9 protein-coding genes are annotated in these 12,669 nt (G+C 33.1%); 5 read left to right on the top strand and 4 right to left on the bottom strand.

Going from position 1 to position 12,669, the window contains the following annotated elements; genetic code table 11:
• The first annotated feature begins 200 nt into the window (after nt 1-200).
• The 3 genes from IM755_RS09075 to IM755_RS09065 all read left to right on the top strand — a co-directional run bounded on the left by IM755_RS09075 (nt 201) and on the right by IM755_RS09065 (nt 1,366).
• On the top strand, nt 201-755 hold the full coding sequence (locus tag IM755_RS09075) for a DUF2975 domain-containing protein (protein WP_194096027.1): 555 nt from the start codon (nt 201-203) through the stop codon (nt 753-755).
• A gap of 3 nt (nt 756-758) precedes the next feature.
• Nucleotides 759-965, top strand: a complete 207-nt coding sequence (locus IM755_RS09070) for a helix-turn-helix domain-containing protein (RefSeq protein ID WP_111565455.1) — start codon at nt 759-761, stop codon at nt 963-965.
• Between the two features lie 86 nt (nt 966-1,051).
• Nucleotides 1,052-1,366 (top strand): HPF/RaiA family ribosome-associated protein, encoded by a 315-nt coding sequence (locus IM755_RS09065; RefSeq protein WP_194096025.1) that lies wholly within the window; start codon nt 1,052-1,054, stop codon nt 1,364-1,366.
• A 134-nt stretch (nt 1,367-1,500) separates the two neighbouring features.
• Here the strand turns inward: IM755_RS09065 and IM755_RS09060 are convergent, their stop codons facing one another.
• Both IM755_RS09060 and IM755_RS09055 read right to left on the bottom strand, forming a co-directional pair.
• Nucleotides 1,501-3,924, bottom strand: a complete 2,424-nt coding sequence (locus IM755_RS09060; RefSeq protein WP_194096023.1) for a hypothetical protein — start codon at nt 3,922-3,924, stop codon at nt 1,501-1,503.
• Between the two features lie 295 nt (nt 3,925-4,219).
• Nucleotides 4,220-6,850: a valine--tRNA ligase gene (locus IM755_RS09055; RefSeq protein ID WP_194096383.1), complete on the bottom strand. Its 2,631-nt coding sequence runs from the start codon at nt 6,848-6,850 to the stop codon at nt 4,220-4,222.
• A 196-nt stretch (nt 6,851-7,046) separates the two neighbouring features.
• Between IM755_RS09055 and IM755_RS09050 the strand changes: the two genes are divergently transcribed.
• The gene (locus IM755_RS09050) at nt 7,047-7,472 is read left to right on the top strand and encodes a DUF1573 domain-containing protein (RefSeq protein ID WP_194096021.1); all 426 of its coding nucleotides are present in this window, start codon (nt 7,047-7,049) and stop codon (nt 7,470-7,472) included.
• A gap of 31 nt (nt 7,473-7,503) precedes the next feature.
• Here the strand turns inward: IM755_RS09050 and IM755_RS09045 are convergent, their stop codons facing one another.
• Complete coding sequence (locus IM755_RS09045; RefSeq protein ID WP_194096019.1) at nt 7,504-8,826, bottom strand: aspartyl protease family protein; 1,323 nt, start codon at nt 8,824-8,826, stop codon at nt 7,504-7,506.
• Nucleotides 8,827-8,954: 128 nt separating this feature from the next.
• Here IM755_RS09045 and IM755_RS09040 point away from each other — a divergent pair, with 128 nt between their 5' ends.
• On the top strand, nt 8,955-10,148 hold the full coding sequence (locus IM755_RS09040; RefSeq protein WP_194096017.1) for a pyridoxal phosphate-dependent aminotransferase: 1,194 nt from the start codon (nt 8,955-8,957) through the stop codon (nt 10,146-10,148).
• Nucleotides 10,149-10,279: 131 nt separating this feature from the next.
• On the opposite strand, the gene IM755_RS09035 is transcribed toward IM755_RS09040, so the two are convergent.
• Nucleotides 10,280-12,669 (bottom strand): T9SS type B sorting domain-containing protein (locus IM755_RS09035; protein ID WP_194096015.1); only part of this gene is annotated, 2,390 nt, incomplete at its 5' end.

Here is a 12,669-nt window from a genome sequence, read left to right as displayed (position 1 = left end):
GGAATTAAACACATAGCTACATAGATTTACTTTTCGATATTTTAAGTTTAAGCGTTACACTTTTCATAGTTCACATTGATAGTGATTTTGCCTATAGTATATTGTATCAAAATAAAATTTATCTAAAATAATTAAATTTTTATTGTTTTTCAATAAATTTTTATTGACATTTGCATCGTTAACTTTTAATATTTACTCTTATGGAAATTAAAATTAGTGCACAACAGATGCTAAATGTATTGTATGTATTGGCTTGGATTATCTTTATTGGACTTGGTATTGATGCCGGTGGATTTCTTGTAAACACCTTTTTTACCTTGTTCATTAATCCGATTGGTTCATCGTATTTTTGGAACCATATCGATTTGTCTTCCTTGTATCAATTTAACCAAAGTCATTTTGTGACGTTAACCTCGTTAATGAGTATTGTGGCGGTTTTAAAAGCCATACTGTTTTATTTGATTATCAAAATCATTCACGATAAAAAATTAAATTTAGCCCAACCCTTTAACAAAGATGTCAATCGTTTTATTTTTAGCGTGGCTTATTTGACTTTAGGTATCGCCATTTTTGCTATTTGGGGAACCAACTTTTCAGAAAACATGGTAAAACAAGGCGTTACTATTCCGTCTATTCAGCATTTAAAAATTGCGGGTGGCGATGTTTGGTTGTTCATGGGAATTACGCTTTTGGTGATTGCTCAAATTTTCAAACGCGGTATCGAACTTCAGGAAGAAAACGAATTAACAGTGTAAATTATGGCAATAGTAGTAAACTTAGATGTGATGATGGCGAAACGGAAAATGTCGCTCAACGAACTTTCGGAAAAGGTGGATATTACGTTGGCTAATTTATCTATTTTAAAAACCGGAAAGGCAAAAGCCATACGTTTCAGTACGCTGGAAGCCATTTGCAAAGTGTTGGATTGTCAGCCGGGCGATATTTTAGAATATACGCAAGATTAATTTATAGCTTTTTTAACTTTTAGGAAGTTGGAAATTTGAGCGAATATTCGTAACTTTAGGTATTATTAATTATAATCCTTATAACTATGTTAGTTCAAATTCACACCGACAAAAACATTGAAGGCGGAAGCCGTTTTTCAGAATTCTTTAGTAACGAAATTAAAAATGAATTAGCAAGATTTGACGAAATCGTAACCCGAATAGAAGTACACGTCTCTGACGAAAATGGAAATAAATCCACTCCAAACGATAAAAAATGTGTTATTGAAGCCCGAGTAGAAAAAAAACAACCCATAGCCGTTACCGCAACAGCCGATAGCCCAGAAAAAGCGTTTTATGAAGCTTTAGAAAAAATGCAACGTGTTTTAGACACGACTTTAGATAAAATTAAAGAACACTAAAAATTGAATCCCGAGTTTAGGCTCGGGATTTTTTTTTGCTTATAAGGTGCTTTATAATTTGTAAGAAAATTTTATTTTTTTGAGAACATATAAAACTTATATTTGTCAGTCAAATACAAATTATGTGTTAATTACTAAACATTACCTCTACTAGTTCGAGCTTCTAATCTCTTGATTGCTGCATCAACTTCGTCTGAAACATTCTTATATATTTCATCTATAATTAAGTATTCTTTTAATTCTACTTCTTTAGATAATTGACTTTCAAGAATTTTTAAATATTCAAAAAACAAATTAATTCGCTCTTTTCGCAATACCATTCTTTCTGACCAATCACGAGTATCTTCAATTAGATAGGTGATTTCACACAACTTATTAAATAACTCGCCATCTAAAATATTTGTATCATACATGACAGTTTCAACATACACAAACATTTTACAAAGGTTGGAAATATAATAGCCTCCACAAAGTGTAATAAAATATTTTGGATTACTTAAATGTTTCTCATTTGTATGAACAACATTAAAAATTTGAAGCTTAACTAATAGTGAAATTGCAATATCTTCACTTGCTCCAAAATTCGATATAAATTTTACAATTTCTGAATACTCAACTTCAGACTTGTCAATTCTTGCATTAATTTGAAGATATTTTAAAAGATATAAAAGAATAAGTTGTTGTTTCTTTGTTCCTAATTTTGAATCAAATACATTTAATAAAGATTCTGATCTCTCCTCTCTATAATACTTCCAAGACCCTAAAATACTTCCTTTAAAAACTTCATGAAAAGGAAATGCGAATTTTGATTCACCTTCAATATAGTCACTAATTGCTTTATCAGCTTGAATATGACCTGATGTTAAAAAGTTCTGGATTAAATTGATTCCTTTTCTAGGGTTTCTATCACTCAAATATTCAAACAATTTAGAATTAGCTTCATTTAAAACACTTTTTTGGACAATTTTAAAAAATAATCCCAAATCCGACACATTTAATTTGCTTCCTGAATGTAGTTCAATAATTGCACTCTCATCTTTTAATGTTCTGCTTGCATAAGTTAATCTTTTAGACAAAACATCTCTGAAAGCAGGAGGATTAATCCAAAATTTTTTTAATTCATATGCGTTGAAAATTGAACTATCTTTATGTTTAATAAATGTAGAGTCCCGAAGTGAGAGAAATACAACACATTTAAGTGTTTTGGATATTGATATAGCTTCTGAAAATACATTTGTCTCTAAAGTATCATCTTCATACAAATCAACATTGTCTATTACAATTACACATAATTGCTCTGAAGCTATATATTTAAATACCTTTTCAACATAAGGTTCTACATTTTGAAAATCTTTATCAATAATCTCAGCAATTTTGTCATTAAATTTTTCCTCACTCAACAGAGAATATGGTCCACGCCTAAGAGCTTCTATTTCTTTCTTATAAGCTGGTAGGATTACAGAAGTATAATCTGTCGGATTATCTTTGTTTTCTTGTAATAAATATTCATTTAAAGATTTGTATAGAAAATTTCTAGGGTTACCACTGAGCCCCATTTTTTCGTAATCTATATATATCCAATGCGCTTTTTGGCTACCTAAAATTTCCTTAGATTTTATTAATTCAAAATGTTTTAAATAAGTTGATTTACCCGAACCGACCGAACCAATAATTAACGTAACCGGTGATGAAACGTTAGGCTTTGACAATTTTATTAAATCCGAAATACCATCTTTTTTTTGATCTCTCTTAATCTTTTTGGCCGGCTCTATTAAACTTGGTTTATACTGTGTCAAATGAATTTTTAAAGTAGAATCAAATTTTGTTCTACTATCACTTTCAACATAGCACTCCTTCAAAACTTCTTCATCACTCAATAATGCTTCAGATAAAATTGCGTTATCTATACCTTTCATTATATGGTCAGCAATGCTATTTCTTCCAAGTCTATAATCTGAATTATCTAAAGTGTTAATAATTTTATTATTTAAAACCACTTCCAATTCCGAGGTAATATTTAATAAACTTCCTTGTTCTACATTATGCACTTCAAATACATTAAACAATTCTTCCGCATCTTGTAAATCTTCAAAAGGGAATAAAATTGTTGCATGCAGTTCATTTCTATCTTTATATTTCATTGTATAGAAACACCAACAAGAACCATTAGTAACCACTACTACATCAGCATTTTTATTTTTCGCATATGATTCAGCTTGAGATAAGGCTTCCTTTATTTCTCCTGTTCCAAGTATTGTTCCATCAACTTTAAGTTTTTTTCTTTTTGTAGGAGTAGGGAATGCCGCACCAATTTTTTTTGCTTCAATAATTATTTTATAATCTCCTGCGGTTAGCAAATAATCAATATATCCTGACTTTTCACCTGTTGTATGTGGTTCAACACTTATTTGTCCATGTTCCCATTGAAGGATCTCACGAATAATACGATCAATTAAATCAAATCTAGTCTGGGCTTCTGATTCATTTTCTAAATCTCTATTAAGCCCTTTTTTGTGTATATCACCATAAATATCTGAAACTTCGCCCCAATCCTTCATAAGTATAATTTTTTGTTACGCTAAAGTAAAAAAATATTTACAATTATAATAGTGCTAACTGTTTCACAATTCTGAATTTATCAAAATAATTTCAAAAAAACATAAAACTTAGCCACTTTAGAAGCTATTTTAGAAAGGTTTACTTTTAAAATATCATTTAAACTCAAATCATTTAGAAATTAAACTTTAATAAGCCAATCCTAAATTAATTTTATTTTTTTAAAATGTTTCCAAAAAAATCCCGAGCCTAAACTCGGGATTCATTATTTTAAAACCTGTCAGGTTTGGATAAAATTTATTTCAAACTCGCTAAACTTTGTTCTAAAGTCGCAATTTTGGCTAAAGCGTCGGCTTCTTTTTTGCGTTCGTTGGCAATTACTTGTTCGGGTGCACCGGCTACGAATTTCTCGTTAGACAATTTCCCTTGCACCGAGCGTAAAAACCCTTTGATGTAGTTTAACTCTTCGGTTAATTTTGCAATCTCCGCTTCTACATCGATGTTTCCTGTAATTGGAATAAAATATTCATTCGATTTCACACGGTATGATAACGCACCATCTACTTTATCTGAAACGTATTCTAAAGTCGTTACATTTCCTAACTTCTGAATCACTGAATCAAAATATGTTGATGCTTTTTCGTTGTTCACTACTTTTAAGTCCATCGCATCTTTAAACGGAATGTTTTTGTCTTTACGAATCGTTCTAATTCCAGAAATTACTTCGGTTGCGAAATCAAAATCAGCAATTAATTTTGCATCAAACGCTTTCGCTTTTGGCCATTCTGAAACGATTAACGCTTGTTCTGGCGTTCTTTCGGTAATGTGTTGCCAAATTTCCTCTGTTAAAAACGGCATGAAAGGATGTAACAATTTCAAGTTGTTTTCTAACATTTCAATCGCTTTTTCAAACGTAGCACGGTCGATAGGTTGTTGGTAACCTGGTTTGATCATTTCTAAGAACCACGAACAAAAATCGTCCCAAACCAATTTATAAATCGCCATTAAAGCGTCTGATAATCTGTATTTATCAAAATTATCTTCGATTTCGGCTAAGGTTTGTTGCAACTTCGCTTCGTACCATTCGATGGCTACTTTAGAAGCTTCTGGTTGTGCAATATCGGCTACTTCCCAACCTTTGATTAGTTTGAAAGCATTCCAAATTTTATTAGAGAAACCTTTTCCTTGATTACATAATTCTTCGTCGAACAAAATATCATTTCCTGCCGAAGCACTCAATAACAATCCTACACGAACACCGTCAGCTCCAAATTTTTCAATTAGTCCAAGCGGTTCAGGAGAATTTCCTAAAGATTTCGACATTTTACGACCTTGCTTATCACGAACTAATCCGGTTAAATATACATTTGAAAATGGTTTTTCGTCTGCATACTCGTAACCTGCAATAATCATACGCGCTACCCAGAAGAATAAAATATCGGGTCCCGTAACTAAATCATTTGTTGGATAATAATATTTAAAATCTTCACTTTCTGGATTCAAAACACCACCAAAAACCGCCATCGGCCATAACCATGATGAGAACCAAGTGTCTAATGCGTCAGCGTCCTGACGTAAGTCAGCAGTGGTCAGTGTTGAGTTTGCAGTTTTTGCTTTCGCAAGCTCAAGGGCTTTTTCGATGTTTTCTGCTACTACGAAATCTTCTTTTCCGTCACCAAAATAGTAAGCCGGGATTTGTTGTCCCCACCACAATTGACGCGAAATATTCCAATCGCGAATATTGTTTAACCAATGTGCATAGGTATTGTTAAAACGACTTGGATATAATTTAATTTCGTCTGATTCTAAAACGGCTTTGATAGCAGGTTTTACTAAATCTTCCATTTTTAAGAACCATTGGTCTGATAATCTTGGTTCGATTACCGCTTTGGTTCTTTCAGAAGTTCCTACTTTATTCAAATGTGTTTCGGTTTTTGCTAAGGCTCCAATCGATTCTAATTCTTTAGCAATTTCTTCACGAACTACAAAACGGTCTTTTCCTTGATAATGCAATCCGTATGAATTCAAAGACGCATCTTCGTTGAAAATATCGATGATTTCTAGATTGTGTTTATCACCTAAAACTTTATCATTGGTATCGTGAGCAGGTGTTACTTTTAAACAACCTGTACCGAATTCTACATCTACATATTCGTCTTCGATGATAGGTACTACTCTACCGCAAATTGGAACGATTGCTTTCTTCCCTTTTAAATGCGAAAAACGTTCGTCATTCGGATTGATACAAATTGCAGTATCTCCAAAAATAGTTTCTGGACGTGTAGTTGCAACGGTTAAGAAATCTTCCGAACCTTCAATTTTATATTTGATGAAATATAATTTTCCTTGACGTTCTTCAAAGATTACTTCTTCGTCAGATAACGTTGTTTTAGCTTCTGGATCCCAGTTTACCATTCGGTAACCACGGTAAATCAAACCTTTGTTGTATAAATCTACAAACGAGTGAATTACCGATGCTGACATATCGTCATCCATCGTAAACTTAGTACGACTCCAATCGCAAGAACAACCTAATTGTTTTAATTGCTCTAAGATGGTTCCACCGTATTTTTCGGTCCAATCCCAAGCGTGTTTTAGGAATTCTTCACGAGTTAAATCGTTTTTATTGATACCTTCTTCTTTTAACTTGGCTACTACTTTAGCTTCGGTTGCAATTGAGGCATGATCGGTTCCTGGCACCCAACAAGCGTTGAACCCTTTTAAACGCGCACGACGAATTAATACATCTTGAATGGTGTTATTCAACATGTGTCCCATATGCAAGACTCCCGTTACGTTTGGTGGCGGAATTACAATGGTGTACGGCGTTCTGTGGTCGGGTTTGGATGTAAAATAATCGTTTTTCATCCAGTAGTCGTACCACTTTTGTTCTACTTCTTTAGCGTTGAATTGTGCAGGAATCATTATATTTTTTCTTGTTTAATTGTTGAATCGTTGAACGGTTGAATCGTTCGTTTTAACATTCCAAAACTCACTTTGGTATGTTTTTTGTAATACTTACTGCAAAAGTAACTATATAACGAAAATAAAAAAAATGTTAGGAGTAGTTTGTTGGTTGCTTATATTTAATTATTTTTACAACAACCTATTAATTTATAAGATGATGAAAAAATTACTTGTTTATTTAACTGTATTAGTTGGGATGACTTCTTTTGCTCAAACGGGTCCAAAGATTGAGTTCAAAGAAGAAACCATCAACTATGGTGAGGTAGAAAAAGGAAAAGATGATGGAATTAGAATTTTTGAATTCACAAATACTGGTGATGCTCCACTGATTATTACCAATGCAAAATCGAGCTGTGGTTGTACGGTGCCAGAATGGCCAAAAGAACCAATTGCTCCAGGCGGAAAAGGACAAATTAAAGTACAATACAATATGAATCCGGGTCCTATTAGTAAAACAATTACTATTGAAAGTAATGCGGTAAACAAACCAAATGGTATGGTTCCGTTACGAATTAAAGGAACAGTAATTGTTAAGGAAGAAATTAGTCCGTTAGTAAAAAAGAAAACGTTTCCAAATTCATAAATAGAAAGTCCCAACTGAGTTGGGACTTTTTTTATAGGATTTTTTCGAGTTGAAATTTTACTGTGAATCGAATTCCCGCTCTATCCACTACCATTGTTATCCATTTACCATCTTCTGATTGAAACAAATCGGTTATACTTTGAATGCTTAATTGATAATCCATTTTATTATTGATTTTAATAATTTTATCACCAACAAGCAATCCTGCTTTATCTCCTGGGGAATCTTTACGAATAGCATAAATGGTAAATACTGGTTTTAATTCAAATTTCTGAGCAAAACGCAAATCATTGTTATCAAATACAAATTCATTTAAATTTACTTGATTATTTTTAGTTTCTAATCTTACCAATTCTTTTACTAATTGAGAACCTGCGTGTTGTACTTCTATACCAGACATATTATATTCAAATGGAAGTGAGTATAAATTATTCTTTTTACAATAGAACACTTTATTTTCGTAATCTAAAAACCAATTGAAGCGTTTTAAAACATCGCCACCCAAAGATCCGTTTCTGTCTGCTCGTATCGTAATTTGATTGAAAGAAACACTATCGGGATAGGAAACCAAGACTTTACTAAGGGATATTCCTGGTAAATTAATTTTTTCGATTCTAGATCTCTTACCTTTGATTTCTCCAGATAATCCAACACCTAAAATATCATTAAAAAATTGTGTTTCACATTTAATTGTATCGTTTTCAAAGAGCCATAACCCATCCCCTAATCCGCTATCAAACAACAATTTATATTCATTTTGTTTATTGTTTATTTCTATTGGGATTTTGATATAAGGCTTTCTCTCATTAAAATCAATTGAATTAGATTTGTATTTTCTTATTCGAGAATCATTTGATTTAAGTTTATTCTTGTGAAATATTAATAGATTTCTACTGTAATCTATTTCTAATAAACCCGATTCAAAAAAACTACTCCCTAAAATTCCATTTATGGGGATTCCTATCTTATTAATAATACTTATATCTTGATAAGGGAGTAAGAGTAATTCAAAATTAACATCTTCATACTCTTTAATTTTTAACTTATTCTTTTTAGACAAATAAGCATCTATCATTTCTCCGCTTCCTACTCCTTTAATTTTAATTTTATCTGTTTCATGTAAAACCAATGAATCGTTCTCTGGAAAGCTAAACAAAATACTGTTTTCAGCACCCGTATCTGCAATCATTTTCAGTGGAATCCCATTAAAATCAACATCAACAATAATGAGATTATGTGTTAACTCAAAAGGAATTTTAATTTTATCCTTTTTTGAATTCCAGTTAAAATTTGACTGTGACTGAAGTGTTACAGTAACCATGAATAAAAATACTATTTGAATAATTTTTCTCATCTAAAAATTTATTATCTAAATGTAAGAAATTAAGGTAACACTTTTAAGTTTTTAACATTTTTTAGTAACCGTTTTTAGTTATATCACAAAAAAAAATCGCAATTTTGTGCAACTTTAAAAAACAAGTTATGCCAAAAGTTTCCATTAAAGGCCAACAAATGCCAGAATCACCAATTAGAAAATTGGTACCATATGCTGAAATTGCTAAGAAAAAAGGTCATAAAGTATATCACTTAAATATTGGACAACCTGATATTAAAACACCAGAAGTTGCTTTAGAAGCTGTAAAAAAAGCTGATATTTCAGTACTTGAATACAGTCATTCTGCAGGCTTTGAAAGCTACAGAACTAAACTTTCTCAATACTATAAAAATCATGGATTGCCAATAGATACTCAAGATATTATTATTACCACTGGAGGTTCTGAAGCATTACTTTTTGCTATGGGAAGTACAATGGATGCAGGTGATGAAATTATCATTCCTGAACCTTTTTATGCTAATTACAATGGATTTTCAACAGCTTCTGGGGTGCATGTAGTTCCTGTGATTTCGGGAATTGAAACTGGATTTGCTTTACCTCCAATCGAGGCTTTTGAAAAGTTAATTACGCCTAAAACAAAAGCAATCTTAATTTGTAATCCAGGTAATCCAACAGGTTACTTATATTCTCAAGAAGAAATTTTAAAATTAGCAGAAATAGTTAAGAAACACGATTTATTCTTAATAGCTGACGAAGTTTACCGTGAGTTTATTTATGATGGTGACAAACATTTTTCAGTGATGAATGTTCCTGGTCTAGAAGAGAACGCTATTATGATTGATTCTGTTTCTAAACGTTATAGTATGTGTGGAGCTCGAATTGGTTGTATAGTTTCAAAAAACAAAGAAGTAATGGCAACAGCAATGAAATTTGCTCAAGCTCGTTTAAGCCCTCCTACTTATGCTCAGATTGCTAGTGAAGCTGCTTTAGAAACTCCACAAAGTTATTTTGATGCTGTGATTTCAGAATATAAAGATCGTAGAGATACTTTAATAACAGAATTAAATAAAATTGAAGGTGTTAAAGTTGCTACTCCAAAGGGAGCTTTCTATTGTATCGCCAAATTACCAATCGATAATGCTGATAAATTTGCACAATGGTTATTAGAATCTTATGACTTAAATGGTGAAACCGTAATGGTCGCTCCAGCCGCAGGATTTTATTCAACACCTAATGTAGGATTAGATGAAGTACGAATTGCATATGTATTAAAAAAAGACGATTTGGTTAAATCAGTTCAAATTTTAAAAGAAGCAATAGCTGTTTACAACAAACTATAATTCAATATAAAATTATAATAAAAAAGAGTCCAAATACGCGGACTCTTTTTTTATATCCTTAAGTCTTAGATTTTACATAAAAAAGCGGCACTAAGTACCACTTTTTTATGTTTTATGTTTTAAATTTTTAATTATCGTATTAATGAGAAGTGTGATTTAAATTGTTTTTTAACTCCATTCTCCAAATAATCAACGGTGAACCAGTAGTCAGTTGAAGGAAGATTTTCTAGATTGTAAGTACCATCCCAAAACTCTTCACCTCGTAACTGTTTGATTAGTTTACCATATCTATCGAAGATGTAGATGTAATCTGTATCTTGTAAGCCTGCTATATACCAAGTATCGTTATATCCATCTCCATTTGGAGTGAAGTATTGTGGATAGTTAATCACTAATACTGTTTGAACTAAATAAGTACATCCTTGTGTGTCAATAACAGTTATGGTATGAGGTCCAGAAGTTACATTAGTAAACACATTGGAAGACTGCAATGTTCCTTCGTCTAATGAATACATTAAAGTTCCACTTCCTCCTGTCACATTCACTGTTAAAGTAGCATTTCCACTAAAATAAGCACTTTGAGTAATAGTCATACTTGCAGCTGGTGTTACTGAAGTGACATTTGCAGTAACCATAGTTGTAATATCTGAAGAAACACAATTTGTAATACTGTTTGTAGCAATTACACCATACGTACCTACTGCATTTGCAGCATAAGTAGCATTGTTTGAATTTGGAATCGCTACTCCATTGAAATACCATACAAAATCATAAGTAGCATTATCTAAACCAGAATCTAATGTGTAAGATTGGAATGGAACTCCAAATTCATCCACACAAATCGCTCCATCAGTTAAAACTGGTTTTGGTAACGGATTAACATATACCCTTACTACTATTGGTGTCCCTGAACATCCTGATGCTGTTGGAGTAATTGTATAATCAACATAACCCGCTACATTATCTACTGAGGTAGTTAAATTTTGGATAATAGTATAAGTTGGTCCAGGTGCACTTCCTGCAGTTGCACCATTAACTCCAACGGCATTGACTGTCCAATTGAAAATAGTTCCAGCATTAAAAGATGATACAAATATATTAGTTGGAAGAACACCACTACATAAAGGTGGATGCGTTGGATTAGCAAACAACTCTGGACGCGGATTAACTAAAACTGTTACCGATTGTGGGGTACCTAAACAACCATTAAACATTGGAGTAACTTCATACGTAACACTTCCTTGTGATAATCCGGTTGTTGTTAAAGTCTGTTGAATACTTGTTCCTGTTCCATTAGAAGCTCCTGCTAATCCAGTAATATTAGTTATTACCCAACTAAATACAGTCCCCGGAATAGCTCCTGTAAAAGAAATATTAGTAGTCTCGCCTGAACAAATCGGTGCAGTGTTACTAGCAATAATTACATCTGGAATTGGATTAACTTGAACTCTAACAACTTGTGGTGGTCCCGAACAACCATTAGCCTCAGCAATAATAGTATAAACCACTTCTACTGTTGACGTTGTTCCTGTACTAACAGTTAATGCTTGATTAATAGAATTTCCTGTACCTCCTGAAGCTCCTAATACGTTCCCTCCTGTTACTGTCCATGAGAAAATAGCTCCTGGAACATTACTAGTTAATTGAATATTGGTCGAGCCGCCTGAACAGAATGTTGAATTTAAATTTGTAGCAATAACAGTTGGTAAAGGCGTTATAGCAATCGTAGTTGAAACAAAATAAGAAGCACATGGACCAGATGCTGGAACTAAATAATTAACAGTATAGTTTCCTGGACTACTAGCACTTGGATTAATTTCCCCTGTAGCACTATTGATAGCTAATCCTGCTGGAGTAGCACTAAACGTACTACCTAAATAATTTCCTGAACCTGTTAACGTTACAGACACATTAGAAGAATTAACACAATATTGAGGTTGTGGGTAACTAATTGCTGCTGTATTTGGCATACTTACTGTGATTGTTCCTGTAGCTGTTGCTGGTGGACATCCGCCTGTTGTGGTAACTGTATAGTTGAAAGTACCACTCGCTGTTGGAGTTCCACTGATAGTAACAACGTTAGCTGCCCATGAACCTGTAACTCCTGCTGGTAAGCCAGTAAAGGTAGCGCCAGTTGCTCCGGTTGTTGCTAGGGTGATATTTGTAATTGCACTGTTAACACAAACTGTTTGGCTTGTTCCTGCTGCAATAGTGTTCAATGGTGTTACTGTGATTGTTCCTGTAGCTGTTGCTGGTGGACATCCACCTGTTGTGGTAACAGTATAATTGAAAGTACCACTCGCTGTTGGAGTTCCACTAATAGTTACAACGTTAGCTGCCCATGAACCTGTAACTCCTGCTGGTAAGCCAGTAAAGGTAGCGCCTGTAGCTCCGGTTGTTGCTAAAGTGATATTCGTAATTGCACTGTTAACACAAACTGTTTGGCTTGTTCCTGCTGCAATAGTATTCAATGGTGTTACTGTGATTGTTCCTGTAGCTGTTGCTGGTGGACATCCGCCTG

This window comes from Flavobacterium proteolyticum (genome assembly GCF_015223105.1).
In the GTDB taxonomy this organism is placed as follows: Bacteria; Bacteroidota; Bacteroidia; order Flavobacteriales; family Flavobacteriaceae; genus Flavobacterium; species Flavobacterium proteolyticum.
Note: the sequence above shows the minus strand (reverse complement) of the source record. Positions and strands in the feature narration are given on the sequence as shown.

Coding starts and splice junctions, on each gene's coding strand:
- IM755_RS09070 (WP_111565455.1), top strand. CDS start 759: ATGGCAATAGTAGTAAACTTAGATGTGATGATGGCGAAACGGAAAATG.
- IM755_RS09060 (WP_194096023.1), bottom strand. CDS start 3,924: ATGAAGGATTGGGGCGAAGTTTCAGATATTTATGGTGATATACACAAA.
- IM755_RS09065 (WP_194096025.1), top strand. CDS start 1,052: ATGTTAGTTCAAATTCACACCGACAAAAACATTGAAGGCGGAAGCCGT.
- IM755_RS09045 (WP_194096019.1), bottom strand. CDS start 8,826: ATGAGAAAAATTATTCAAATAGTATTTTTATTCATGGTTACTGTAACA.
- IM755_RS09050 (WP_194096021.1), top strand. CDS start 7,047: ATGAAAAAATTACTTGTTTATTTAACTGTATTAGTTGGGATGACTTCT.
- IM755_RS09075 (WP_194096027.1), top strand. CDS start 201: ATGGAAATTAAAATTAGTGCACAACAGATGCTAAATGTATTGTATGTA.
- IM755_RS09040 (WP_194096017.1), top strand. CDS start 8,955: ATGCCAAAAGTTTCCATTAAAGGCCAACAAATGCCAGAATCACCAATT.